Here is a 23774-nt window from a genome sequence, read left to right as displayed (position 1 = left end):
GATACATGATGATTATCAGGTCTCAACGGTAAAAAAATGTCCTTTTTATAGCTAAAAGCTTTTAATAAGTTCGTAACTTAGAGTATCTTCTTAGAAGAGTAAAAAATTAAAATAATGGCAAAATTGTTTTTAGTCCGCCACGGACAGTCACTCTGGAATCTTGAAAACAGATTCACAGGCTGGCAGGATATCGATATTACAGAAACAGGAATTGAAGAAGCAAAAAATGCAGGAATTGCCTTACAAAAAGAAAAAATAGACATTGCCTTTACTTCAGTCTTACTCAGAGCTAAACATACCCTTTCAATTATTCTTGATGAAATAGGAAAGCCCAATATTCCCATTGTTATGGATAAAGCCTTGAATGAGCGTTCTTACGGGAATCTTGAAGGCCTTAATAAGGCAGAAACGGCATTGAAATATGGAGATGAACAGGTTCATACTTGGCGCCGGTCTTTTGATGTGGTTCCACCAGGTGGGGAAAGCCTTAAAGATACTTATAACAGGGTGATTCCTTATTTTGAAAAAGAAATTACCCCTTTATTGAAACAAGGTGAGAATGTATTAATTGTTGCTCATGGAAATAGTCTCCGTGCATTAATCATGTACCTGGAACACTTATCTCCTGAAGAAATTCTGGAAAGGGAAATTGCTACCGGAGTTCCAATTACTTATATTTTTGATGAAAAATTTCATGTAAGCAGAAGAGAGAATAATTATTATTAAAACAATCTTTTGTAAGAAAATTTAAACTTTACCCCCAAAACCTTTACCTAATCCGCCGTGTTTATTATCACTAAAGAAATTACCATTCAAAATGAAGTTTTTACGCTGACAAACCAGCGCGCACTGTTTCTGAAAAAAGAAAAAGCCTTAATTCTTTCTGATCTTCATATTGGAAAAACCGCTCATTTCAGAAAAAATGGTATTGCAATCGCTAATCATATCATGAAAAGTGATCTTGAAAGACTGTCTGCATTAATTGAGTACTTTCAGCCTGAAAAATTTATTGTAGTGGGAGATTTGCTTCATGCCGGTGACAATTCTGATGTAGATGAGTTTTGCCAATGGAGAAATCAATATCCTGACTTACAATTTTTTCTTATTGAGGGAAATCATGACCGTCTTTCAAAATCTTTGGAGAAAAAACTTTGTCTGGATTTTAAAGCATCGTTATTAGAATTGAAGGTATTTACATTAATTCATGATTTTGATAAAAAAAGGTCGGGCTTTCAGATTACAGGTCACATTCATCCCGGTATTGTTTTAAATTCGGCTGTAAAAAATATCAGGCTTCCCTGCTTTGCGCTAAGTGAAAATCAGTTATTACTTCCTGCATTTAGTGAATTTACAGGCTTGGATACTAAAAATCTGCCTAAGAAAAGTAAGTTTTTTGTGTTTACAGATACTGAGATCTATGAGATTTGATTTTTCTTATATTTAAAGAATAATCGATTCGTAAAAACATAAAATAAATAACGAAATATCATATAGTAATTAGTATTTTTACCCCTTAATGTAAAAAAATTACCATGAAAAAACTAGTTATTTTAGCGGCAAGTATTGCTATCGTATTTACACTTAACTCATGCTCTTCTGAACGAGATGAAAATGTTACTCCGAAAGATGCAGCCATGAAAATTGATGCGAATTTCAGTAAACAAGGGTCAAAAATAGAATCATCCACTTCTAAAATTACACCACCCATCCAAGGTGATAATCCAGATGAGACCATTGATCCAACAAAGCCAGACAGACCAAGATAGGATTATATTATTAGCTTCTTAGTCAAATCAACCTGTTGATTTCTCTCTTTGCTCCCTTTAAAATAGAGCAGCATGATAATAAAAATTTTGTGTCAAATTAAAATAAATCAGGGCAGGTCAAAGATCTGCCCTGATTCATAATCTTACATCTTAATCTTCTTTCTCATCCAGCCATACTACTTTTTGTATGGATGAATGCTCCTGCCCTATAATATCCTTGTAAAGTTCTGGTCTTCTTGCATTCAAATATCGGTATCCTCCTGCCTGAGTAAGCTTTTCAGGAATAATAACAGCTGATTCAAAACAATCTTCAAAAGAGTGACATTCCGCAATAATATCACCAAAAGGATCAATAATCATTGAGCATCCATTTTTAAGTTGGTCATCATCCATTCCAATAGGATTTGAAAAAACAATATAAGCTCCATTGTCGTAAGCCCTCGCCGGAAGCCATTTCATCAGCCAATCTCTTCCTTTCATCCCCTTGAATTCAAGTCTTAAAGAAGTAGGATCTTCTACCCTGTTTTCCCAAAGCTGAGGATCTACAAAACCAGCTCCAGGCCTGGTTGAGGGAGTGCACATAGTAACATGAGGCATAAAAATAATATCGGCACCCAGAAGCCTGGTGGCTCTTACATTTTCAATAATATTATTATCATAGCAAATCAGAATACCACATTTCCATCCCAGAATTTCAAATACACAGTATTCATTACCTGGAGTAAGGTGAGGATTGATAAACGGATGAAGTTTTCTGTATTTCGCTTTCAATCCGGATTGATCTACACATACATAGGCTTTGAAAAGATTATTATTCTCATCCTTTTCAAAAAGTCCGGCCAGGATTGTAATATTATATTGACTGGCAATTTGTTGTAGCTTTTTAATACTTTCTCCATCAGGAATAATCTCAGCAATATCCAGGAGTTGCTCTTTGGAAAGATTTCGGGCAAAAGTATATCCTGTAATAGAACATTCGTGAAAAGCAATTACGTCAGAACCTTCAGCAGAAGCCTGCTGAGCCAATTTTTCTATAACAGACAGATTATATTCTTTATCTCCACTCTTATTTTCAAATTGAGCCGTTGAAATTTTAATATTCATTATTTTTTTCAGCAAATCTATTTCAATTTGTCAAAGAAAAATTGTATAAAACCGACATGAGTACTATAACTCAATAAAGTTCACAGCCATTTTATTTTCTGTTTTCACATACTGTAGCGGGGTAAGCCCTACATTCTTTTTAAATTCCCTGATGAGATGAGATTGATCAGAATAGCCGGCATAGTAAGAAAGAACGGTCATATTTTCACTACTGATTCCTTTATTCATAAGACTCAAAAAATAATGAAGGCGAATGATATTAGTATATTTTTTAGGAGAAGCTCCCATATAGTTTTCAAACTTTCTCTCCAGCTGCCTTTCAGAATATCCGGTGAACCTTTCCAAATCTTTTGATGAAACAGCCCCTCTATGCTGAAGAATATATTGTTGAATGGCTGCTATAAGCTGATAATCATTCCCCATTTCTTTCGATATAAATCGGGTGAAAAAAATATTCAAATCATCAATAATCGTTAATAGGTTTATTTTATAAAATAGTTTTTCCTGGAAAGGGATGAGTTTGTCTTTTAATACCTCTTCAACAGAAATAATCTGATCTTTAATTTCTTTTGCAGAGATTTTCAAGAGCATATTTAGAAAATAAGGTTGAAAAACCACTGCTATGAAGGAAAATTTACCTTTTGAAGAGAAATCTTTATAACTATTCAAGGCTCCATAAAAAAAGGAAGTAGGAATACGCTCCTCAGAAAGATCAGAATACAGGCTCATATTAGCGGACAAGATCAATCCGGTACTTCCATCAGTAAATAATCTGACGTTTTTTATATCTTTTTTATGGTTTTCCAGAAAAATATAATGTCGGATAAAAGGAGCCAGATGCTTCGGAGGGGAAATCTGCATATTCAAATGTACGCAAAATTTCATCACCATGATTTCACTAATCTTATTACTTGCTGCGAATGCAACCAACCTTTTTATGAGTGTATTCGTGGCGATTAAAATAAATATAATTTACTAGAGATTTTCTATGATTGCCTGCAAATACAAAAAACGATAAAAATTTATAAAAATTAGATAAAGTACCACACTTTTCTTTCATTTGGTCAGGTATTTGAATGTTTTAATAAACATAATTAATTCTATTTTCTGTAATAGAATTTTCTTTTTGATAATCAACCAATCACTTAAAATATAATAAAATGTCAACACAGAATTTAACTCATCTCGAAGCGATTAAAAAGATCAAAGAACTGTCGGAAAACGCAAAAATATGTATGTTCTGTACAGAACTGGAAACGGTACCGGTCAATTCACGGCCTATGACTTTACAGGAGACGGATGACAGTGGGAACCTATGGTTTATCAGTAGCGGAACCAGCAATAAGAATTTTGAAATAAAAGAAGACCGAAGAGTACAATTATTTTTTATGAATAATAGTGATTCTCAGTATCTTTCAGTGTATGGAACAGCTTCTGTTTATAAAGACAAAGCCACTATAGAAGAAAAATGGTCACCTCTTGCAAAAGCCTGGTTTGATGGAAAAAATGATCCTAATGTAACGATTATCCGTGTAGAACCTAAAGAAACCTACTATTGGGATACCAAAGCTGGAAAACTGGTCAGTCTCTTTAGTTTTGTTGCATCAGCAATAACAGGTCATAAAACTAATAATGCTGACGGTGTAGAAGGAAACGCTATCATTTAAAAAATTAAAATAAACGGCTCAAGAAATTGAGCCGTTTATACAAAATTAATAATCCTAATTTTTCACATCTTCTATGGAAGCTCCAAAATTAATATGAAGAACGTTTCCGTTTGGCGTTACTAAAGCAGGTACAGATGTTACCCCTGCCTTTTCAGCATCCTTAATTTTATTTTTTTCATTACCTAAGTGGATAATTTCAACATTTTCCAACCCTATTAGGCTGATAATATCATGTTCTGCACTGATGCATACAGGACATCCTGCATGATAAAAAATGGATTTTTTCATAAAGAAGTATTAATTAATAAGGGTTTGAATAATATTTTTTAACTCTTCTGCGTCTTTTTCATGTAAGGGTTTTAAAGGACTCCTCAAATTCCCGCCATCTTCCCCCAAAATATTCAGACCAGATTTCACAGCTCTTGGCAATCCTTTACTGACAATAAATTTTAAAAGATCAAACTGTTGATAGAAAATAGTTTTTGCTTTCTCAAGATCCCCTTCTTCAACCGCATTATAAAGACTGATATTAAGTTCAGGGATAAGATTGGGTGCAGCCGTACACCATCCTCTTGCTCCGGCAGAAAATGCAGCCAGAGCCAAAGGGTTTGAGCCGTTATAAAAAGCCACCTCTTCTCCCAATTCTCGTCTCAGATAATGCATCCTTTGAATATATCCCGTGCTTTCTTTAATCATGGTTACATTAGGAATTTCAAGCAGCCTTTTCAAGAGAGATGGTGACATATCTACTCCACTCGTTGCGGGATTATTATAAGCCATAATCGGAATAGAAATTTTATGGGCTACGGCATCATAGTGCGCAACAATTTCGTCATCTGTGAGTTTCCAATAGCTCATTGGAATAATCATCACGGCATCTGCCCCTGCTTTTTCTGCAAATTGAGCATGGTGAATCGTTTTCTCTGTGGTCAGGTTGGAAACCCCTACAAGAGTTGGAATTCTTCCTTTTACCTGTTGTAATGTAGCTTCTGTAACGGCTTTCTTTTCTTCATCAGACAGGTAAGGCATTACCCCTGTACTTCCCAATGGAGCGATACCATGACTTCCAGAAGTGACCAACCTTTCTACCAGATGTTTGAAAAGAGGAATATCTACTTTTTCATTTTCATCAAAAGGTGTTATGGGATAAGCTATAATCCCTTTAAATGGTACATTTTTCATGTTTTATTCATTTAAAAATTTAAAATAATTTTTAGCAAAAAAAATTTCAACCACTAAGAGAGATTTCATTTTGAAAAAGAAAATCATATCCATTATCAATAAAATCATCCAAAAATCGTCTCTTAATGGTTAAAAGCATAGGTATTAAAGATCTCTACCCTCCTCTTCTCTCAGAGCAACACCTAAGTTCTGTAATTGAGGAGCATTTTCACAGGCTATGTATTTTGCAGACTCGATATCACTTAAGTTGTGGTGCTTATGCCATGCCCATGAAGGAATATATACTGCATCTCCAGTTTCCCAGTGTACTCTTTCATCCTCTACTTCAGTCCAGCCTCTTCCTTCAATGACAAATAATACGGTTTCATAAGTATGACGGTGTCTGTTGGTTTGTTGTCCCGGAAGTAGTCCACCGATGGTCATACTTACATTTTTACTGGGAAGATCAACAAAGAAAACCGGATGCTTTCTTTCTGTTGAAAACTGATTATGTTCCCCTGCATTTTCTACATTTTTATGAATTAAATGGCTTGGTTTTACATACTTTGGTCTTGCATATGTCTCGTGAAAGTCTTTTGAACTGAATTGCTTTTTGTTCATAATTTCTAAAGTTTTAAAGTTTTGTGCTTTATTGCAAGACAAAATTATTCTATATTTGGACTGTTTAAATGATTCAGTTTTTACATAAATAGATAGTCCAGATGTTAAGACCTTGGAAATTAGAATTCGAAATCGATAAAAAGCTTAATAAAGCCGTGTATTTACAAATAGCAGATACCATTATTGCTGATATCCGTTCAGGAAGGTTGAAGTCTGGTGATGCCCTTCCGGGAAGCCGGAATCTGGCAAACATATTGAAAATCAATAGAAATACAGTCGTAGAAGCTTATCAGGTCTTAATCAATGAAGAATGGGTGATTTCTAAAGAAAGAAAAGGAATTTTTGTTTCAGATCAGCTTCCTGCTTTACACGAAAATAGAACAGAAAAAAGGTTTGATACGTTGGATAATCCCATAATGGTTCATGGGGGTATCATTAATTTTGATGATGGTCATCCGGACAGTAAAATTGCTCCTGTAACTGAATTGGCAAGAGCCTATCGCCAGATTTTTGGGATAAAAGCAAAGTGGCAGATGATGGGATATGGAAATGAGCATGGTGATGTAGAATTCCGGAAAATGATCTCTCAAATGTTGAATCATCAGCGCGGTATGCAAATTAATGAATATGAAATATCCATTACAAGAGGAAGTCAGATGGCAATGTTTCTGACTGCTCAAAGTCTTTTAAGTCCAGGAGACTGTGTCATTGTTGAAGATCCAGGCTATCAGCCGGCATGGCAGGCCTTTGAATATGCAGGAGCCAAGCTTTTCCCAGTTTCTGTAGATGAAGAAGGAATCAATGTAAAAGCTATTGAAAAGCTTTTATCTCAACATAAGAATATTAAAGCCATCTATATTACTCCGCACAGGCAGTATCCAACAATGGTTACTTTAAGTTTACCAAGACGTTTAAAATTGATCGAACTTGCCAATCAACATCATATCACAATCATTGAAGATGATTACGATAATGAATTTCATTTTGGATACCGCCCTATTCTGCCTATTTCCAGCTTTCCTGAGCTCAACCATTATGTATACGTCGGAACTTTGAGTAAAGTAGTAGCGCCGGCATTAAGAATTGGATATCTTGTAACGAAAAACCAAGAATTATTACAAAAGATTGGAAGCTTAAGAAAAATCATAGATGTACATGGAGATGTTATCATGGAACAAGCTGTTCTCCAGCTTATTAAAGATGGCGCTGTAAAAAAACATATCAGAAAAGCCACAGCACACTATAAACATAAAAGAGATTTTGTCTACAGCCTTTTGAATAAGTATATGAAAGACGTTGCTGATTTTGCTTTGCCTGAAGGAGGATTGGCTTTCTGGATTGTTCCAAAATTCACATTAGATTGGGACAAGGTGGCGTCACTACTCCTAGAGAAAAACATTAAGATCATTCATCCAAAACAATACAGTAGAAATCACATTAATGGATTCAGATTAAGCTATGGTTCAGTCTCAGAAGAGCAATTGGAACAAAGCATACAGATTATTGCAGGTGTCTTTTCTCAGCTTTCTCAATAAAAGGTATCACCGATTACAAATAATACAGATTTATATCCTATTCTGTCCACAATCATCTGTGTTCATCTGCGAAAATCTGCGGTTGAAAAACTGTAAAAAATTAAAAATAAGTTCCCACAGATCTCACAAATAACACAGATCTTTATCTGTTTTTCCGTCTGCAACAATTAGTGATTAAAAAACTATTACAAATAGGCAAGAGATTAAATATCATTTCTAAAATTATACAAATAGCGCAAACAGGTGAATGTTTGCGCTATAATTTATCTGCTAATGATCCACATCGTCTGTGAAATCCGTGAGATCTGCGGGAAAATAACTACTCTACTTCAAAAATAGCCTGAATCTCAACAGAAGAATTCACAGGGATAGAAGATGCTCCAAATGTAGCTCTTGCATGTTTTCCTTTGTCCCCGAAAACCTCAGCGGTAAGATCAGAAGCTACATTCATCAGATCTGCATGTTTGGTATAATCGTCCTTTGTATTGAAAATTCCGGTAAGCTGTACACATTGTTTTACTCTGCCCAGATCTCCGCCAACAGCTTCATTCAGTACCGAAATAACATTCAGCATCGTAACTTTGGTGGCATCCTTTACCTGTTGTTCGCTAACATCTACACCTAATTTTCCGGCATTGAAAATCTTTCCGTCTTTTAAGGCAACCTGATTAATAAAAACAAGATTCCCTGAACGTACAAACGGCTGATAATTTCCTGCAGGTTTCGGAACTTGTGGAAGTACAATATTTTTCTGTTTTAAAACTTCATTAAAATTTTGGTGGTTTTCAACGATGGAAAAAACTTTTTTCGGGCGTGTATCTTTTAGAGCCAATGATACTTTTGCAAAATTTTTCCCTTGAAGTTCTGCCAAAGATCTTTCTCCTTTCGTAGGACGTTCAACGTCTTTCAGAGAGGCCATGGTAGTAACGCCTAGTACTGTATTTCCTTGTGGGATTGCTTTGTTCAATTCTTCGGTTCCACGGATTCCATTCGATACAAGGACCATTCCGTGTACAGCGAGACTGTTCCAGAAAGCCTGAAGGGCTAATTCTTTTCCTGCACCACTTCCTGCAGACATAAAAACAGTTGCCGGAACTCCTTCCAGTGCATGATGGGTCCAAAGCTGAACGGTTTTAGATAAAAACTCACTCATTCCGGTACTGATATTCCCGAAATAAACAGGTGATCCAAAAGCAATCCCATCATAACTGGTAAGCTCATCTACCGTTGCAACAGGAAGGTTTTTCAGATTGGGATTCTGTGATGGTTTAACCAATTTGATGTAAGAAGTTGCGTTGTTATCACTCTCAATACCTTTAGCAATTTCCTTGGCCAATTCATAGGTTCCACCATTATCTGAATGAATAAGAACCAGTATTTTAGCTTTATTCTGTGCCATAATCTGTGTGGTGTTAAATAGTAAAATTAAAATAAAAAAAGAACATATTTTTTTCATTCTGAACAAGATATAAATTAATAATACAAAATTAATAATGGCGTTTTTATTAAATTTGCCAAAAAACATATCCAAAACGACAATATGAAATGCGGACTGATTGAAAAAACAGAAAGCCAGTTTGTAGACACCATCGAAAAAGAAGCTTATGTATGGTGTGAAAAAGATTGGAAACACGATGACTATGAGCATGTTCACAACCGTGCTCAATTAACCTTTGTAGAAGATGGATATCAGTATTTTCATATTGATCAGAAAACTTACCTTGTCCCACAGCACCACGTGATCTGGGTTCCTTCCGGGAAGGCACATAAAATTACTTCAGAAGCTAAAACGGTTAATCTAATGGTTTTTCTATTCAAGTCTGTTTTCGAAGAAGAATTTTATCAGAATATTCATGTATTTACAGTTCCTTCTGTTTTGAAGGAAATGCTGCTATATGCTTCAAAATGGAACCAATCTCTGGATGAAAATGAAGAACAGGATATTTTCTTTAAAGCAATTCTAAAAAGTCTTCCTAATTTTTGCAAAGAAAGTAATGGCCTTGAAATACCTATCCCCAAAGACACAAGATTAATTCCGGTTTGTAATGATATCAATTCCAATTTTAAATATAATCTGGATATTGATTCTCTAGCTGCCAAGGCACAGATGTCAGTACGAAGCCTTCAACGGATTTTTAAAAATGAGACAGGAATTACCTTACAAAAATACCTTCAACTGACCAGAATTTTAAAAAGTATAGAACTCATCGATGCACAGCAATATACTTTAAGTGAAGTGGCCTACAAGGTAGGTTATCAAAGTTTATCTGCTTTTACCTCATCATATTTTGCTGTGATGAAAGCAAAACCTAAAGTGCACAAAAATTAAAAGTCCTTTATTTAACAAGATCATTATTAAATTTATATAATGAAAACATTATACATTGTTTAAAATGATTATTTTAAAATTAAAAGCTTATTGAGTTCACTTTTAAAACATCCTAGAATAAATTCTGTATAATAGAGCTGAGCGTTCAATGCCTGAGTTTTGGGATGCAATTCCAATTTTTTAGTAAGGATAATCTCTCCTTTGTATGAAAATGAAAAAAAAGCAAATATTCTATAAGATGAATTGCGGATTGGATTACAATAACCTGTTACAGAAATAGACCAATCGGATTCAAAAAGATGAGCCACTTGTAAGGCCATAGCTTCTGCAATATTTTCCGAAACACAATCATATTCTTCTGCTTCTTTTTTGCTTACTTTTAATAATCTTACTTGTTCTGGCAAAGTATAGGCTGTTATCCCACCTTTGTATAGCAAAGAAGCGTTGGGCATCTGTGAAAAGGCCAATTGCAGGCATCCTGATGTTACACTTTCAGCAATAGAAATGGTTTCATCAGCTGTTATCAGGCAATGGCTAATATATTCGAGAAGATTTTTTTGAAATTCCATAACATTATTATTTAATAAATTTTGATGGGGATTTCTACACATTCATTTTAAAAATTGTGGATGTGAAAATTCCTTTTGATTAGTTATTATCAATAATACCAGGAGCTTTAAAGGTAAAAAGTGTTCTTTCACAATAGGAAAATATAGTGGGTGTGAAGGAGTTTTTATAGATGACATTAAAAGAAACACTATTTATTTTTTACTATGCTCCAGCATATTAAGCAGTTTATTGATAGATTCTTCTTCTTTCAATACTTTATAATAAGCTGTTTTGGCATATAAAGTAAAGGATGGGGTTTCACCTCTTATTTCAGTATCTATATCAGAAAAAAACATTACATTTTTAGTGTGAAATTCACGAATGTGCAGAAGATATTCTTTGATAGAATTGTCAATATTCTTTTTTAAAATCTCACATTTTGTATTGTTTTTAACCTTTTCTAAAGACTTGATCAGAAAGGCCGTTACTCCATACGAATTCATAATACTTGGAAATAATGACTCATTTTCAATCGCATTATTTTTATCATTCAGCCCGGAATGTTGTAATGTATCGTTTTCAAATACCATATGTAAAAGTTATTAGTTGTTAGAATTCATTATTGATTCTGATTTCTACGATGCCTTCGTACTCCGGACCTTTATAAACTTATTAATCAAATATACGTCCGAATAACTCACTTTTTTATGACTTGAATCATGTTTGAGAATATTAATATAGAATTTTCCTGTCTTTAAATATGATATCTCCACCCTGTTCCATTTTTTTCAAAGTCCGGATCACTGTTTCTACACGTAATCCTGTGAGATTGGCAAGTTGTTGTCTTGTAAATTCTATCGTAAAACAATGAGCACATTCACCATCATGATAGCTTTTTAGATAATTAAGAAGTCCTTTTAGGCGCAGTATCGGATTTTGAGCAGACATGCTTTGCATCATAATGAGCTTATAATAAACCTGTTGGGAAAAACAGGCATTCATTTCAATAGAAAGGTTAGGGTGTTTCTTTATCATTTCTGTGAAATTACCTCTAGGCAATCTTATAATTTCAGCCCCCTCCAAACATACTGCATTCATTGGATAAAGATAGGTCTGATCTAAAAAAAGAAGCGGATCTCCAAAACTCTGGTTTTTGCCCAAGATATTATGAATAAATTCTTTTCCATCTTCATTGTAATTGTTAAGCTTTACTTTTCCTTGGGAAATCTGAAAATAATATTGTGCATGGTCTTCTTCTTTAAAAACCATCTCTCGTTTTTTGTACGTTCTTAGCTCTGCACCAAATGCATACAGAAGCTCCTCATCAATATTCATGCAGCTTATTGTTTTCATAATGCCATATAAATTTTAGTAAAAAAATTGTAAATCTTTATATCTTTTAATACAATATTTTACGGTTTTCAATTCTTAGGATTTTATCCCTTTCCATGTTCTTGATAGTCCTTATAGCAGTTTCCACACACAGACCTGTAAGGTTTGCCATCTGTTGTCTTGTTAATGGAATGATAAAAGAATAGGGACTTTCATCATCTTGAAAACTTTTAAGATAATCCATCAGTCCTTTCAATCTGATGGTAGGATTTTGAGATGAGATGTTTAACATCATAACAAATTTATAATAAAGTCGTTGTGATAAAAAACTAGTTACCTCCATACATAACTTGGGAGAAGTACTTAATAAATTGAAAAATGCAGCTTTAGGAAGCCGTAAAATACTACAGTCTGTAACCGCTTCTGCATTCATCGGATAAGGTTTATTTATAAATAGAATAGATTCTCCACAACTTTGTCCTTCCGATAAAAAATTTTGTATGAATTCTTTTCCCTCTTCATTATAATTGTTGAGCTTTACTTCTCCGGTAATGATCTGATAATAATAATTGGGAGGATCTCCTTCCTGGAATATATTTTCTGTGGGTTTATAGTCTCTTACTTCTGCTCCAGCTGATCTTAAAATATTTTCGTCAATAACCATAATAATAGTTTTTCAATGTTGTTTCCTTCTTTCTAGTCTTAGTAAAAATATCATTAGGAATTGAAGATAAACATATACAAAAATCAAACCTTAACTATTATTGTAGATGTTAAATAAAGTTAAAAACATTATACGATACATAAGTAATATCTTTTATTGCTTTTTATTTATTATTTAATTAGCGATTTTTTTATTAACTTAAATATATAACTTTTATATTAATAAAAAAACCCGTTTTCACATTTTTGAAAACGGGTTTTTATCCATTGAGATAAACTTTATATCGGTAATAACACCCTTGAATCTCTTAGATAAGTCTGTCTAGAAGCTTTGGCTTCAACATTCTTAATTATTTTGCAAACTTTTTAGTTCCTGCAACACACAAAATGACTCCCACAGTAATTCCCAACATTCCTATACTTACCTGCTCGTGAAGAAGATATGCTGCTAAAGCAAGCCCAAAAAACGGTTGTAATAATTGCAGCTGCCCTACAGTGGTAATTCCACCTTGTGCCAATCCTTTATACCAGAATATAAACCCTATAAACATACTAAACAGAGAAATATAACCTAAGCCAAACCATCCTCTAAAGCTTATAGATTCCACGTTGGATGGAAAATAAATGAAAAATAAGGGAAGCATAACAGGCAGTGATAAAACAAGTGCCCATGAAATAACCTGCCATCCGCCTAATGTTTTAGAAAGTTTAGCGCCTTCTGCATATCCCATTCCACAAAGGATAATAGCAAGAAGCATCAGAATATCACCGATCGGAGAAGCTGAAATTCCCTGAGAAAAGGCATAACCAATCACTAAAAGACTTCCGATTACAGAAAAGATCCAGAATACAGGATGTGGCTTTTCTCCACCACGGAAAACTCCAAAAATTGCAGTAGCTAATGGCAACATTCCCAAAAATACAATAGAATGGGCAGAGGTAAGATATTGCAAGGCTAATGAAGAAAGCAAAGGAAATCCTATCACACATCCTATGGCAACCAGAACCAGAGAAAATAACTGTTTTTTTGCAGGACGCTTTTCTTTATAGATCAATAAAACTGAAAGGGCTAGAATTCCTGCAATTACAGCACGGGCAATCGTTGCAAATATAGGACTCATTTCCATCACTGCAAGCTTGGTAGCCGGCATAGAACCACTAAAAAGCAATACCCCTATAAAACCATTGATCCAACCGTTTACAGCCTGGTCTTTTGAAATTGTATCTGTCATCATTTTGATAAGTTTTAATTATTGAACAAAATTAAAAAGGATAATTCGACAAACACAGTATCAGTTTTGTATATTTGTATGAGTACAGTTGAAAAAAGATGAGTAAAGAATTTTTATATACAGAAATTGCAGACGGCATTGCCACTCAGATCAGAAACGGAGTGTTGAAGGCAGGTGACAAACTTCCTTCTGTAAGAATGCTATGTAATGAACATCAGGTGAGCATGAATACCGCAAAACGTGTTTTCCTTGAACTGGAATCTTTATCTTTAGTAGAGTCAAAACCACAATCCGGATATTTTGTAAGTCAGTTATTATCTGTAAAACTTCCATTGCCTGAAGTGAGCCGTCCATCGTTGATTGCCAATAATGATGAACCTGATGAATTAATCAGTAAGGTATATGAAAATATGGGTAAAAAAGATATTACCTTCTTCTCAATTGGAATTCCTTCAGGAGACCTCCTTCCTCAGGCCAAACTGAAAAAAGAAATTGTACATGCTATAAGAGAATTAAAAGAAGGAGGAACAGAATATGAAGAACTGCAGGGAAATCTGAAACTCAGAAGAATGATTGCTGTACGCTCATTGCAATGGAGCGGAAATCTTAATGAAAATGATCTGGTAACTACAAATGGCGGAATGAATGCTCTATCATTCTGCTTAATGGCTTTGGGAAAACCAGGCGATACCATTGCTATTGAAAGTCCGTGTTATCCGGGGATTTTACAGTTAGCTAATGGATTAGGATTAAAAGTCCTTGAACTTCCGACCCATCCTACTACAGGGATAGAAATTGATGCGCTAAAGAAATTAATTCCAAAAATTGATTTGTGTCTCTTAATTCCCAATTTTAATTCTCCCTTGGGAAGCTGCATGCCTGACGGAAATAAGAAAGAGATTGTAAAAATCCTGTCAGAAAATAATATTCCGTTAATTGAGGATGATGTTTATGGAGATCTATATTTTGGCTCCAGCCGTCCGAAATGCTGTAAATCTTTTGATAAGGATGGAAATGTGCTGTATTGCAGCTCCATTTCAAAAACATTGGCTCCAGGATACCGTGTAGGCTGGATTGCTCCTGGAAAATACAAGGATAAAATATTAAAACTTAAACTTCTACACTCCACCTCCTCCATTTCGATTGTGAATGAAGCTGTAGCTAATTTCATGAAATCCGGAAGGTATGAAAAACATCTTCAGCAGCTTAGAAAAACATTACAAAGTAATTATCAGAATTACGTACAAACCATCGCAGAGCATTTTCCTGAAGGAACTAAAACCAGCCGTCCACAAGGAGGATTATCCTTATGGGTAGAATTTGATAAGAAAATCCGAACCACAGAACTTTATGATCTTGCCATTAAGCAGAACATAAGCATTGCACCGGGAAGAATGTTTACCTTCCAGGATCAATTTGAAAACTGTTTGAGACTATGCATCGGACTTCCATGGTCAGAAAATACACAGTCAAAACTTAAACAGATTGGGCAACTGGCAAAAAGGATTTATATAAAGTAAGAATGTTAAAAGCTGAAAGATGGAAGTGATTGAGATCGTAGAATATCTTAAGTGCGTTCTTATCATCTTCTACTCAAAAGTTCTTTTGGGTTCAACAGAACTCCCTGCCTCCTTCTCTCAGCCTTTTTTATTTATTATCCGGAACAAAGTTCTTTCTTGCCAGTTCTTTCCTTACGCGGCTTAAGCTTTCGGGAGTAATGCCAAGATAGGAAGCAATCATCCATTGAGGGACTCTAAGAAGCAGATCAGGATACATTTTAATAAATTTCATATATCTTTCCTCGGCAGTCTCACCCAGTAAAGAATTAATCCTGTTCTGAAGACTTCTGATATGTTTCTGAAGCAGAAAATCACTACGTTCGATACTGTTTGGAAATTGTTCTACCAGTTTATTAAAGAAATCAGGATGCAAAAACAAAACTTCCGAATCTTCTACCGCTTCTATATAATAATTAGATTTTTCATTGAAATAAAGACTGCTTCGGTCAGAAATCAACCAACTTTCAGGGGCAAACTGGATAATGTGTTCTTTTCCATTTTTATCAATGGAATACATTTTCAAAAGTCCTTTCTCTACAAAGAATATATGTCTGCATATTTCGCCGTACTGAAGAAGAAATTGGTTTTTAGGAATCTTTTTTACTTCATAATGCAGACTGCAGGCATTCACACTTTGAAGGGGAACGTTTAAAACTTTGGCTAAATAATTATTAATATTCTTCATTATATGATCTGGCTTAAAGAAATGTCCTGGTGCGAAGCGCTATTAACGGGCTTTCCGTTTTCAATAACAATCAGCTGCGGACTTTCATGTCTTATTCCAAAATCCTCAGCAATTTTATTCGAAAGAGGGCGGTAAGACAGTAGATCTAGGTAATAGACTTCTACCTCCTCTGGCGAATTTTCAATCTCTTTTTCAAAATTTCTCAATACAGTCTTGCTGATAAAACAGCTTGTAGAATGTTTGAATATAGCTATTTTATGCTGATAAGAACTCTCAATGGCCCTTGTTAGGTCTTCTTCAGACCTTATATTTTTCCAGAAAGACTTTTGATCAGAGGTTTGATTATTTCCACCGAATATTTTATCAAAAAAACTCATACATTAAATTGTTTTAAGTGATGATTTAGATGTTTATACTCTAAAAATTCCCAGTCTTTTTCAGTCATGTTTCCGAATAATCTGTGGCTCTCCGGCAGTTGTCTGTTTTTACAGGCTTCTCGGAATTCCTCCAGCGTTTTCAGTAGATTGGTCTTTGATTCATCAAAATCACACTCAAAATTAACGATTAGTTTTTGAAAAGTAGGCATGTTTCTGGGAATTCCGTTATTGAAAACACACATTTCCAGTTTTGTAACGATTCCTATTGTCTCAAACAGAGGATTAATACGGGGAAGTTCAATTTTTCTCAAAGCAACCTGAAGAACTAGATCACAGTGAGTTAGCATCTGACAGACTTCCATTTTCCCCCATTTTCTTTGGCTGTCTGCAGATAATCTGGAAATTCTGTCTGTAATTTCCTTAAAATATATTGGATGAGTCAGATATTTTTTTACCAACCTTTTTCTTTCTTCAGATTTTCAATATGGGCAAAATGATGGTTGCAGTGCCAGACATACAAAGCAAGATTATCCCTTAAATTATAATTTCTGTTATGTTCAGGATGATGAAAAGTTCTTTCAAACTGTTTATTGGTAAGGCTTTTAAGAAGCACAGTCCATCGTTGGTGCGTTCCCTTTATCATTCTCATAGCCGGTTTTATAGGCATCTCAATACTATCCTGAAGCTCAGCCCATTTGGCCTCATCATAAGGCTTAATCGTTGGGTTATCTTCAGTAAGAGCTAGCTTAAAGCGGATAAAGCTGTTCGTATGGCTGTCAGCAATATGATTAACAAGCTGTCTTACTGTCCATCCTCCTTCTCTGTAGGGCGTATCAAGTTGTTCATCTGTAAAATGTTCAATGAGGTTCCTAAGTTTTCCAGGAAAGTCTTTAATAGCTTTAATATAGGTGTCTAAAATTGTATCACAAATATTTTCAGGTGCTTCAAACGGTCCTATTGGAAATTTTTTGTTCGTGAGATCACTCATTGTTCAGGTTTTAATTTTTAATTATTGTAGATCTGTCCCTTCTTTCAATTTGAGGCAAACCTTTATCTGGTTCTGTAAATTTATTAAAATTCAAGAAATTTAAATATGAAAAAAATGTTAATTATAATGATTATATATGGAATACAAAAAGCTCCAATTGTGTACAATTAGAGCTTTTTATTTAAATTTATATTCTAGTAACCATGTAAATTAATGCCTTCTGTTCTTTCTAAGGTCACTTTTTTACCCATTTTCTTTTGAATGACCCTGAAATGCTGCAATTCATCATCCGTCAAAATATTTATAGCAATACCTTTTTCATTGGCGCGGCCTGTTCTACCAATACGGTGAATGTAGTCCAAAGGCGAACGTGGTAATTCATAATTGATCACGCAAGGTAAATCATCGATATGAATTCCGCGGCCTATTAAGTCTGTCGCTACCAAAATTTGTGCTCCATTAGATTTAAATTCTTCTAAATTATTTTTTCGGGCACCTTGAGATTTCTGACTATGAATAGCAACCGCTTTAATTTTATTCTTTTTAAGTTTTTCCACTAAATTATCTGCAGCTCTCGTAGACGAAACAAATATCAATGCTTTTTCGACCTTCTTTTCTTTAATTAAATATCTTAAAAAAGGGCCTTTGTCTTCAGGAGAAACATGGTAAGCGAACTGCTCGATATTATCAATTTCAACTTCTTCTTTTTTAATTTCAACGATCGTAGGATGAATAGATAAGCGTTCTTTCACCTCAGAAACTTTATCATTTAAAGTCGCTGAGAATAAAGTGGTTTGCTTCACTACAGGCATTAAAGCAAAAAGCTTATTCATCTCTTCGCCAAAGCCTAATTGAAACATTTTATCCGCTTCATCAATGACTAAATGTTGAATTTCTGAAATACTCAATGCATTATGATCAATCAAATCCAACAAACGTCCGGGAGTTGCTATCAGAACTTCTACACCAAACAAGCCTTTCATCTGTGGATTGATAGAAACTCCTCCATAAACAGCCATAGTACGAATTTCACGCTTCAGATTTTCAGTAAATGCTCTGAAAACTTCATCAATCTGAATAGCTAATTCACGAGTTGGCACCAATATTAAAACCTGAATATTACGTCCTTTTTTAGCTTCTGAATTTTGTAATTTTTCTAAAATAGGCATCACAAAACAAGCTGTTTTTCCAGAACCAGTCTGCGCAATTCCCATCAGATCTTTTCCTTGTAAAATAACTGGTACAGCTTGTTCCTGGATTGGAAAAGGTTTTAAATACCCAAGTTTTTTAACGGAACGAATAATATTGTGTGATAATCCTAACGATTCAAATGACATAAAAACTATTTATTTACTGCAAAGATACGCTAAAAGGCTGGATGGTGGATGATGCGAATAATGATACTCCTTTTAAAGGTAACAGTTAGTAGTGGTAAAACTAAAAGTAACTTACAGCCTCATTCTTCCAGCTTGTCGCCTTTAGCTTTTTTATTGTCGATTTGTCCGATAATTTGATTTTGGACAAATTTTTGCCAATTAGTTTTGTAAATTTATCAAAAATTCGAGAAGTCAAAATATGAAAAAAGCATTAATAATAGTCGATGTACAGAATGATTTTTGTGAAGGCGGAGCATTAGCAGTACCGGGAGCCAATGAGATTATTCCTTATATCAACCTTCTGATGGATGAAAACGAATATGATCAGATCATTTTAACTCAAGACTGGCATCCTGTAGGACATAAAAGCTTTGCTAGCAGTAACGGACGTCAAGTAGGTGAAAGTATTATTCTAAATGGCGTTCCACAATTTATGTGGCCGGATCACTGTGTACAGGGAACTTTCGGTGCTGAATTCCATAAAGATTTAAACCAAAGTAAAGTTACCCATATCATACAAAAAGGAAAAAACATTGAAATAGATAGCTATAGTGGTTTCCAGGACAACAATCATTTCATGAAAACCGGATTGGATGATTTCTTGAAATACCATGATATTCAATTAGTGGAAATTGTAGGATTGGCAATGGATTATTGTGTAAAATTTACAGCTCAGGATGCTGTGACAAATGGATATATTACTTGCCTTCATTTCAACGGAACCCGTGCGGTAAATGTAAAACCGGATAATGGCAGAGACGCAATCTATGAAATGATTGAAAAAGGAGTCACCGTACTTGGATAAAATAATAATGATATACTAGAATGTATCAAAAAAACAGCATCATCATTGGTGCTGTTTTTTAATATGAATATATTACGCTCTATCTAAGTATAGCTAATTCTGACAGAAAATCTTTAGGTTCAATATTTCCAACTGCAAATTCATGCTCCAATAGTTTGATTTTTTCGGTTTGGGTATAAGGACGGTTATAGATTGTTGTTAATCTATTTTCTTCATCATTATGAGATTCAAGAAGATGTTTTAAATCACGAAAAGCGCTATAATATCTGACCCCCAATATTCTTTGTGACAAAGCATTAAAATGAATATTGTCAGCATTAGCAGTAAGCCCTTCTGCAGTAACAAAATAACAGTCTGCATGAGCTTTTGCAAAGTCTTCTAATGCCTGATTAATTAAAGGATATGAAGCGAAATATTGCCCAAAGATACCACTGGACAGGAAGTCTCCTAAGCCACCTATTATAAGAGGAATTTCCGGAACATTTAATTCCTGACGCAATGTCTTAATTATTACAGCAAATTTTTCACTATATCTCTCAGCTTTTTCCGGAGAACAATCATTTTCGCCCTGATGCCATAAGATCCCGGAAAGCTGACTTGTTCGTTGTGCAAGTTTTGCTTGTGATATAGCATTTTCAAATAAAGCACCACCTACAGCCCAATCATCAAGACTGGTTCCTCCATCAGCACATGGGATCAATCCTATCTCCTCTTCCAGGTTATCGAGCCTCCAGGATGCGGCAAATGAAGCGGCAAGTCCCACACCGGAACTGGGACGGTCAAAATTAATAGGTTCGGACATGATTTGCCATAATCCGTTTCTTTGCATTTTAATATGCTCATCATAAATAGACGGAACTTCTTTTAGATAGCCCCGACCAGCCATATTTGACTGACCTATCATTAAAAAGGAATGTATCATTTTTTATTTATTTGTATACCAATACTTCTGCTGAATGAATACCAGGCCAGTTTTTTTACTTCATTTTGAGCAATATCTCCGGATCTGAACGCAGTAATTGTTGCCGTAATAACACTGGTGAAAAGAATTCTTATCCAGGGTAATGGAAACTCATCATCTACCATCTGCTGTTTTTGTAATTCCTTAATAGCATCAAACAATTGATCTCTTCTTTTAAAATACGCTTCACTTTGCTCATTTTCATACATCACTGAAGAGGCTTTTCCATTATCATTCAGTTTAATAAGAAAAGCATATTTTGTTCCGCTGTCAATTCCTGCATATAATAGATGTTCAAGTTGTACTAAGGGATCTTCTGAGCTATCACAAGCTTTAATAGCTGCTAACTCCCATGCCTCCATCATATTCTTATTACAAGCTTCCAGTAATTCATTTCGATTTTTAAAATATCGATGGATTGTTCTTCTGTTTAGTCCACAATTTATCGCAATATCCTCTAATGTTGCTGAAAAATTATCATTTAAAACTGATATCGCTGCTTCGATAATTTTCTGCTGAGTATTCATAAATTCTTTATTGACCCCCAAAATTACGACAAATGTCTCAAAAATGAGACATTTTATTTTAAATAAGACAAAAGTTCAAATAGGTGGAGCATTTTATTCAATTAATAATACAAAAAAGCGCAGAGATAAATCTCTGCGCTTTTTATTTACAATACCTTAAAATTATTTTAAAGCATTTTAAGATTATTTACTTCCAGTTCTGAAAGAATTCTCCAGTGTCCTCTTTTGATGTTCTTCTTCGTTAATCCAGCAAACATTACTCTGTCTAATGATTCTACTTCGTATCCTAATCTTTGGAAAATTCTTCTGATAACACGGTTCCACCCGATATGGATCTCAATTCCGATTTCATTTTTAGGCTTACCTTCAATGTAAGAAATCTGATCAACCACTGCTACCCCTTCATCAAGACGGATTCCTTCTGCAATAAGACGTAAATCTTCACCAGTCAGTTTCTTATCCAACGTTACATGATAGATTTTCTTAGCATCAAAAGATGGATGCGTCAGCTTTTTAGTCATGTGTCCGTCATTAGTCAATAAGATAACTCCTGTAGTAGAACGGTCTAATCTTCCCACTGGGAAAAGTCTGTAAGGAGAAGCATTCGCTACAAGATCCATTACAGTTTTTCTTGCTTTATCGTCCTTAGTGGTAGAAATATACCCTTTTGGTTTGTTCAGAAGTACATACACAGGTTTTTCCGGTGTAATGCTTTGTCCGTCAAAAACTACTCTGTCGGTTTTCTGTACCTGATATCCCATTTCAGTTACTACTTTTCCGTTTACCTCTACAAGCCCTTGAGTGATTAGCTCATCAGCCTCTCTCCTGCTGCATATCCCGGAATTAGCAATATACTTATTAAGACGGATGCTGTCTTTATGAATGTCTTTATCAATCTTGTTCAGCCTTCTTTTCTGTACATAAGATCTTGTTTTATCATCATTCTTATCATCTCCATTAGCAGAAGGCCTTCTACCATATTTCAGGCTGCCTCTTTCATACTTATCTCTTGTATCAAAGCTTTTACCACCTCTTTTAGGTCTTCCAAAAGATTTCTTTTCGTAGCTTTCACTTTTATTCGTGATATAAGCCCTACTTTCAGATTTTGATTCAGAATCATCACTTGAGCTATTAAAACTCCCAGTATTTTTCTTAAACGGTTTCTTTTCAAATCTTGAGTTGGATCCTGAATGTTCGGGACCTTTTCTTCCTCCGTCTTTAGAGAAAGGTTTTTTAAAAGGTTTTGATCCTGAAGAATTTCCAGATCTGGAAGCACGAGAATCATCAGAACTTTTCTTGGTTGAAATTCTTGGTCTCTTTGGTCTGTCTGAATTATTATTATCTCTGCTCATTCTAAAAATTTCTGCAAAGATAGTAATTTAGTTACGAGTTAAAAATTAAGAATCATAACTTTGCAGAATAGTTTACATTTTAACCTTACATATTTTCGAAGATGATAACAATATTAAACGATAATTTTTCTCAACTTAACGATTTTCTTCACGAGAAAACATTCAGTAAAATTTTTATTTTGGTGGATGAAAATACTCATGAATATTGCCTTCCCGTTCTTTTAGGCAATATGGAAACAGATCTTGGGTTTGAAATTCTGGAGATTGAAGCAGGAGAAGAAATGAAGAATATCCAAACAGCCAATCAGCTTTGGGAAATTCTTACAGAAATGCAGGCAGACAGAAAAGCATTGGTTATTAATCTGGGTGGCGGTGTTATTACAGATATGGGAGGTTTTGTAGCATCCACCTATAAAAGAGGAATCCAGTTCATCAATATCCCTACTACTCTTTTATCTATGTGTGACGCTTCTATTGGTGGAAAAACAGGGATTGATCTGATGCATTATAAAAACATGGTGGGAACATTTGCTTTTCCTGAACAGATTTTTATTTATCCTAAATTTTTAGAAACCTTACCTTTTAAAGAATTAAGAAGCGGATTTGCTGAAATGTTGAAGCATGGACTAATTGCTGATAAAGCACATTGGAATCAGTTAATCCAGATTCACAAGATTGATGTAGAATCAGTAACCCCTTATATCCAAAATTCTATGGATATCAAACAGGATGTTGTAGAAAAAGATTTCCATGAAAGCAATATCAGGAAAACCTTGAACTTTGGACATACAATAGGTCATGCTGTTGAAAGTCTTTGTTTACAACAAGGAAATCCGATTCTTCACGGTGAAGCTGTTGCTATGGGAATGATTAGTGAAGCTCACCTTGCATTTCTTGAAAACCTTATTTCAGAAGAAGATTCAACAATCATCATTGAAAACATCCAGCGTTACTATCCTTATTTAGATATCAGCGATTTTAAAGATGAAGATATTACTGCTTTATTATTAAATGATAAAAAGAACGTGGACAGTAAGATTAACTTTTCTCTGCTTACAGGAATCGGATCATGTAATTATGATCACCAGTGCAGTCAAAAAAATATCCTGAAAGCTATTCATTTTTACAGAAAATTGAATGATCTTTAAATCATCTTTTCTTTGGTTTAACGAATAGTGATGGATA

28 protein-coding genes are annotated in these 23774 nt (G+C 34.6%); 9 read left to right on the top strand and 19 right to left on the bottom strand.

What is annotated here, in order from left to right:
* The first annotated feature begins 114 nt into the window (after window positions 1-114).
* From EL260_RS13510 to EL260_RS13500, 3 genes are all read left to right on the top strand, one after another.
* Window positions 115-726, top strand: coding sequence for a 2,3-bisphosphoglycerate-dependent phosphoglycerate mutase (locus EL260_RS13510; RefSeq protein WP_123855848.1), 612 nt, complete (start codon window positions 115-117; stop codon window positions 724-726).
* 57 nt (window positions 727-783) lie between these two features.
* The gene (gene pdeM, locus EL260_RS13505; RefSeq protein WP_123855847.1) at window positions 784-1428 is read left to right on the top strand and encodes a ligase-associated DNA damage response endonuclease PdeM; all 645 of its coding nucleotides are present in this window, start codon (window positions 784-786) and stop codon (window positions 1426-1428) included.
* A gap of 104 nt (window positions 1429-1532) precedes the next feature.
* Window positions 1533-1766, top strand: a complete 234-nt coding sequence (locus EL260_RS13500; RefSeq protein ID WP_123855846.1) for a hypothetical protein — start codon at window positions 1533-1535, stop codon at window positions 1764-1766.
* 150 nt (window positions 1767-1916) lie between these two features.
* Here the strand turns inward: EL260_RS13500 and EL260_RS13495 are convergent, their stop codons facing one another.
* Both EL260_RS13495 and EL260_RS13490 read right to left on the bottom strand, forming a co-directional pair.
* A complete protein-coding gene (locus EL260_RS13495; protein WP_198418044.1) occupies window positions 1917-2870 on the bottom strand; it encodes a nitrilase family protein in 954 nt (317 codons plus the stop codon).
* 63 nt (window positions 2871-2933) lie between these two features.
* On the bottom strand, window positions 2934-3755 hold the full coding sequence (locus EL260_RS13490) for an AraC family transcriptional regulator (protein WP_164466518.1): 822 nt from the start codon (window positions 3753-3755) through the stop codon (window positions 2934-2936).
* 275 nt (window positions 3756-4030) lie between these two features.
* Here EL260_RS13490 and EL260_RS13485 point away from each other — a divergent pair, with 275 nt between their 5' ends.
* Window positions 4031-4537 carry a pyridoxamine 5'-phosphate oxidase family protein gene (locus EL260_RS13485; protein ID WP_123855844.1) on the top strand — a complete coding sequence of 169 codons (507 nt, stop codon included), beginning with the start codon at window positions 4031-4033 and terminating at the stop codon, window positions 4535-4537.
* A 54-nt stretch (window positions 4538-4591) separates the two neighbouring features.
* Here EL260_RS13485 and EL260_RS13480 read toward each other — a convergent pair whose 3' ends face one another.
* The 3 genes from EL260_RS13480 to EL260_RS13470 all read right to left on the bottom strand — a co-directional run bounded on the left by EL260_RS13480 (window position 4592) and on the right by EL260_RS13470 (window position 6319).
* Window positions 4592-4825, bottom strand: a complete 234-nt coding sequence (locus tag EL260_RS13480) for a thioredoxin family protein (protein WP_123855843.1) — start codon at window positions 4823-4825, stop codon at window positions 4592-4594.
* A gap of 9 nt (window positions 4826-4834) precedes the next feature.
* Entirely contained in the window at window positions 4835-5719 is an 885-nt protein-coding gene (locus tag EL260_RS13475; RefSeq protein WP_123855842.1) for a dihydrodipicolinate synthase family protein, read from the bottom strand.
* A 144-nt stretch (window positions 5720-5863) separates the two neighbouring features.
* The gene (locus EL260_RS13470; RefSeq protein ID WP_123855841.1) at window positions 5864-6319 is read right to left on the bottom strand and encodes a cupin domain-containing protein; all 456 of its coding nucleotides are present in this window, start codon (window positions 6317-6319) and stop codon (window positions 5864-5866) included.
* Between the two features lie 101 nt (window positions 6320-6420).
* Between EL260_RS13470 and pdxR the strand changes: the two genes are divergently transcribed.
* Window positions 6421-7854, top strand: a complete 1434-nt coding sequence (gene pdxR, locus EL260_RS13465) for a MocR-like pyridoxine biosynthesis transcription factor PdxR (RefSeq protein WP_123855840.1) — start codon at window positions 6421-6423, stop codon at window positions 7852-7854.
* Between the two features lie 319 nt (window positions 7855-8173).
* Here pdxR and EL260_RS13460 read toward each other — a convergent pair whose 3' ends face one another.
* On the bottom strand, window positions 8174-9253 hold the full coding sequence (locus EL260_RS13460; protein WP_228445452.1) for an Atu1372/SO_1960 family protein: 1080 nt from the start codon (window positions 9251-9253) through the stop codon (window positions 8174-8176).
* Window positions 9254-9394: 141 nt separating this feature from the next.
* Between EL260_RS13460 and EL260_RS13455 the strand changes: the two genes are divergently transcribed.
* Window positions 9395-10183 carry an AraC family transcriptional regulator gene (locus tag EL260_RS13455; RefSeq protein WP_198418043.1) on the top strand — a complete coding sequence of 263 codons (789 nt, stop codon included), beginning with the start codon at window positions 9395-9397 and terminating at the stop codon, window positions 10181-10183.
* A gap of 68 nt (window positions 10184-10251) precedes the next feature.
* Here the strand turns inward: EL260_RS13455 and EL260_RS13450 are convergent, their stop codons facing one another.
* The 5 genes from EL260_RS13450 to EL260_RS13430 all read right to left on the bottom strand — a co-directional run bounded on the left by EL260_RS13450 (window position 10252) and on the right by EL260_RS13430 (window position 13962).
* A complete protein-coding gene (locus tag EL260_RS13450) occupies window positions 10252-10752 on the bottom strand; it encodes a CinA family protein (protein WP_123855837.1) in 501 nt (166 codons plus the stop codon).
* A 192-nt stretch (window positions 10753-10944) separates the two neighbouring features.
* Window positions 10945-11322 carry a hypothetical protein gene (locus EL260_RS13445; protein WP_123855836.1) on the bottom strand — a complete coding sequence of 126 codons (378 nt, stop codon included), beginning with the start codon at window positions 11320-11322 and terminating at the stop codon, window positions 10945-10947.
* Between the two features lie 142 nt (window positions 11323-11464).
* On the bottom strand, window positions 11465-12085 hold the full coding sequence (locus EL260_RS13440; protein ID WP_228445450.1) for a Crp/Fnr family transcriptional regulator: 621 nt from the start codon (window positions 12083-12085) through the stop codon (window positions 11465-11467).
* A 46-nt stretch (window positions 12086-12131) separates the two neighbouring features.
* Complete coding sequence (locus tag EL260_RS13435) at window positions 12132-12728, bottom strand: Crp/Fnr family transcriptional regulator (RefSeq protein WP_123855835.1); 597 nt, start codon at window positions 12726-12728, stop codon at window positions 12132-12134.
* 349 nt (window positions 12729-13077) lie between these two features.
* A complete protein-coding gene (locus EL260_RS13430) occupies window positions 13078-13962 on the bottom strand; it encodes a DMT family transporter (RefSeq protein WP_123855834.1) in 885 nt (294 codons plus the stop codon).
* A gap of 95 nt (window positions 13963-14057) precedes the next feature.
* Between EL260_RS13430 and EL260_RS13425 the strand changes: the two genes are divergently transcribed.
* Window positions 14058-15479, top strand: a complete 1422-nt coding sequence (locus EL260_RS13425; protein WP_123855833.1) for an aminotransferase-like domain-containing protein — start codon at window positions 14058-14060, stop codon at window positions 15477-15479.
* Window positions 15480-15606: 127 nt separating this feature from the next.
* Here EL260_RS13425 and EL260_RS13420 read toward each other — a convergent pair whose 3' ends face one another.
* From EL260_RS13420 to EL260_RS13400, 5 genes are all read right to left on the bottom strand, one after another.
* Window positions 15607-16203 carry a Crp/Fnr family transcriptional regulator gene (locus EL260_RS13420; protein WP_123855832.1) on the bottom strand — a complete coding sequence of 199 codons (597 nt, stop codon included), beginning with the start codon at window positions 16201-16203 and terminating at the stop codon, window positions 15607-15609.
* On the bottom strand, window positions 16203-16580 hold the full coding sequence (ytxJ, locus tag EL260_RS13415) for a bacillithiol system redox-active protein YtxJ (protein ID WP_123855831.1): 378 nt from the start codon (window positions 16578-16580) through the stop codon (window positions 16203-16205). The genes EL260_RS13420 and ytxJ overlap by 1 nt, the downstream gene beginning before the upstream one ends.
* Entirely contained in the window at window positions 16577-17038 is a 462-nt protein-coding gene (locus EL260_RS13410) for a DUF1569 domain-containing protein (protein WP_228445448.1), read from the bottom strand. The genes ytxJ and EL260_RS13410 overlap by 4 nt, the downstream gene beginning before the upstream one ends.
* Complete coding sequence (locus EL260_RS13405; protein ID WP_123855830.1) at window positions 17032-17568, bottom strand: YfiT family bacillithiol transferase; 537 nt, start codon at window positions 17566-17568, stop codon at window positions 17032-17034. The genes EL260_RS13410 and EL260_RS13405 overlap by 7 nt, the downstream gene beginning before the upstream one ends.
* A gap of 194 nt (window positions 17569-17762) precedes the next feature.
* A complete protein-coding gene (locus EL260_RS13400) occupies window positions 17763-18905 on the bottom strand; it encodes a DEAD/DEAH box helicase (protein WP_123855829.1) in 1143 nt (380 codons plus the stop codon).
* A gap of 238 nt (window positions 18906-19143) precedes the next feature.
* Here EL260_RS13400 and pncA point away from each other — a divergent pair, with 238 nt between their 5' ends.
* Complete coding sequence (gene pncA / locus EL260_RS13395) at window positions 19144-19749, top strand: bifunctional nicotinamidase/pyrazinamidase (protein WP_123855828.1); 606 nt, start codon at window positions 19144-19146, stop codon at window positions 19747-19749.
* Between the two features lie 79 nt (window positions 19750-19828).
* On the opposite strand, the gene EL260_RS13390 is transcribed toward pncA, so the two are convergent.
* The 3 genes from EL260_RS13390 to EL260_RS13380 all read right to left on the bottom strand — a co-directional run bounded on the left by EL260_RS13390 (window position 19829) and on the right by EL260_RS13380 (window position 22589).
* Window positions 19829-20671 (bottom strand): sialate O-acetylesterase, encoded by an 843-nt coding sequence (locus EL260_RS13390; protein ID WP_123855827.1) that lies wholly within the window; start codon window positions 20669-20671, stop codon window positions 19829-19831.
* On the bottom strand, window positions 20668-21237 hold the full coding sequence (locus tag EL260_RS13385; RefSeq protein WP_123855826.1) for a TetR/AcrR family transcriptional regulator: 570 nt from the start codon (window positions 21235-21237) through the stop codon (window positions 20668-20670). The genes EL260_RS13390 and EL260_RS13385 overlap by 4 nt, the downstream gene beginning before the upstream one ends.
* 167 nt (window positions 21238-21404) lie before the next feature.
* The gene (locus tag EL260_RS13380) at window positions 21405-22589 is read right to left on the bottom strand and encodes a pseudouridine synthase (RefSeq protein ID WP_123855825.1); all 1185 of its coding nucleotides are present in this window, start codon (window positions 22587-22589) and stop codon (window positions 21405-21407) included.
* Window positions 22590-22690: 101 nt separating this feature from the next.
* On the opposite strand from EL260_RS13380, the gene aroB reads away from it, so the two are divergent.
* On the top strand, window positions 22691-23737 hold the full coding sequence (aroB, locus tag EL260_RS13375) for a 3-dehydroquinate synthase (protein WP_123855824.1): 1047 nt from the start codon (window positions 22691-22693) through the stop codon (window positions 23735-23737).
* Window positions 23738-23774 lie beyond the last annotated feature (37 nt).

Origin of the sequence: Chryseobacterium nakagawai (assembly GCF_900637665.1) — a bacterium.
In the GTDB taxonomy this organism is placed as follows: Bacteria; Bacteroidota; Bacteroidia; order Flavobacteriales; family Weeksellaceae; genus Chryseobacterium; species Chryseobacterium nakagawai.
This window is presented reverse-complemented; position numbering and strand designations above follow the sequence as displayed.

Bases quoted from the DNA above. Each gene is read 5' to 3' on its own strand.
- EL260_RS13420 (WP_123855832.1), bottom strand. From the start codon at position 16,203: ATGAAGAATATTAATAATTATTTAGCCAAAGTTTTAAACGTTCCCCTT.
- pncA (WP_123855828.1), top strand. From the start codon at position 19,144: ATGAAAAAAGCATTAATAATAGTCGATGTACAGAATGATTTTTGTGAA.
- EL260_RS13380 (WP_123855825.1), bottom strand. From the start codon at position 22,589: ATGAGCAGAGATAATAATAATTCAGACAGACCAAAGAGACCAAGAATT.
- EL260_RS13435 (WP_123855835.1), bottom strand. From the start codon at position 12,728: ATGGTTATTGACGAAAATATTTTAAGATCAGCTGGAGCAGAAGTAAGA.
- EL260_RS13470 (WP_123855841.1), bottom strand. From the start codon at position 6,319: ATGAACAAAAAGCAATTCAGTTCAAAAGACTTTCACGAGACATATGCA.
- EL260_RS13430 (WP_123855834.1), bottom strand. From the start codon at position 13,962: ATGATGACAGATACAATTTCAAAAGACCAGGCTGTAAACGGTTGGATC.
- EL260_RS13385 (WP_123855826.1), bottom strand. From the start codon at position 21,237: ATGAATACTCAGCAGAAAATTATCGAAGCAGCGATATCAGTTTTAAAT.
- EL260_RS13480 (WP_123855843.1), bottom strand. From the start codon at position 4,825: ATGAAAAAATCCATTTTTTATCATGCAGGATGTCCTGTATGCATCAGT.
- EL260_RS13400 (WP_123855829.1), bottom strand. From the start codon at position 18,905: ATGTCATTTGAATCGTTAGGATTATCACACAATATTATTCGTTCCGTT.
- EL260_RS13490 (WP_164466518.1), bottom strand. From the start codon at position 3,755: ATGAAATTTTGCGTACATTTGAATATGCAGATTTCCCCTCCGAAGCAT.
- EL260_RS13390 (WP_123855827.1), bottom strand. From the start codon at position 20,671: ATGATACATTCCTTTTTAATGATAGGTCAGTCAAATATGGCTGGTCGG.
- EL260_RS13405 (WP_123855830.1), bottom strand. From the start codon at position 17,568: ATGAGTGATCTCACGAACAAAAAATTTCCAATAGGACCGTTTGAAGCA.
- EL260_RS13510 (WP_123855848.1), top strand. From the start codon at position 115: ATGGCAAAATTGTTTTTAGTCCGCCACGGACAGTCACTCTGGAATCTT.
- EL260_RS13500 (WP_123855846.1), top strand. From the start codon at position 1,533: ATGAAAAAACTAGTTATTTTAGCGGCAAGTATTGCTATCGTATTTACA.
- EL260_RS13450 (WP_123855837.1), bottom strand. From the start codon at position 10,752: ATGGAATTTCAAAAAAATCTTCTCGAATATATTAGCCATTGCCTGATA.
- EL260_RS13495 (WP_198418044.1), bottom strand. From the start codon at position 2,870: ATGAATATTAAAATTTCAACGGCTCAATTTGAAAATAAGAGTGGAGAT.
- EL260_RS13485 (WP_123855844.1), top strand. From the start codon at position 4,031: ATGTCAACACAGAATTTAACTCATCTCGAAGCGATTAAAAAGATCAAA.
- EL260_RS13460 (WP_228445452.1), bottom strand. From the start codon at position 9,253: ATGGCACAGAATAAAGCTAAAATACTGGTTCTTATTCATTCAGATAAT.
- EL260_RS13425 (WP_123855833.1), top strand. From the start codon at position 14,058: ATGAGTAAAGAATTTTTATATACAGAAATTGCAGACGGCATTGCCACT.
- pdxR (WP_123855840.1), top strand. From the start codon at position 6,421: ATGTTAAGACCTTGGAAATTAGAATTCGAAATCGATAAAAAGCTTAAT.
- EL260_RS13445 (WP_123855836.1), bottom strand. From the start codon at position 11,322: ATGGTATTTGAAAACGATACATTACAACATTCCGGGCTGAATGATAAA.
- EL260_RS13455 (WP_198418043.1), top strand. From the start codon at position 9,395: ATGAAATGCGGACTGATTGAAAAAACAGAAAGCCAGTTTGTAGACACC.
- EL260_RS13440 (WP_228445450.1), bottom strand. From the start codon at position 12,085: ATGAAAACAATAAGCTGCATGAATATTGATGAGGAGCTTCTGTATGCA.
- ytxJ (WP_123855831.1), bottom strand. From the start codon at position 16,580: ATGAGTTTTTTTGATAAAATATTCGGTGGAAATAATCAAACCTCTGAT.
- aroB (WP_123855824.1), top strand. From the start codon at position 22,691: ATGATAACAATATTAAACGATAATTTTTCTCAACTTAACGATTTTCTT.
- EL260_RS13475 (WP_123855842.1), bottom strand. From the start codon at position 5,719: ATGAAAAATGTACCATTTAAAGGGATTATAGCTTATCCCATAACACCT.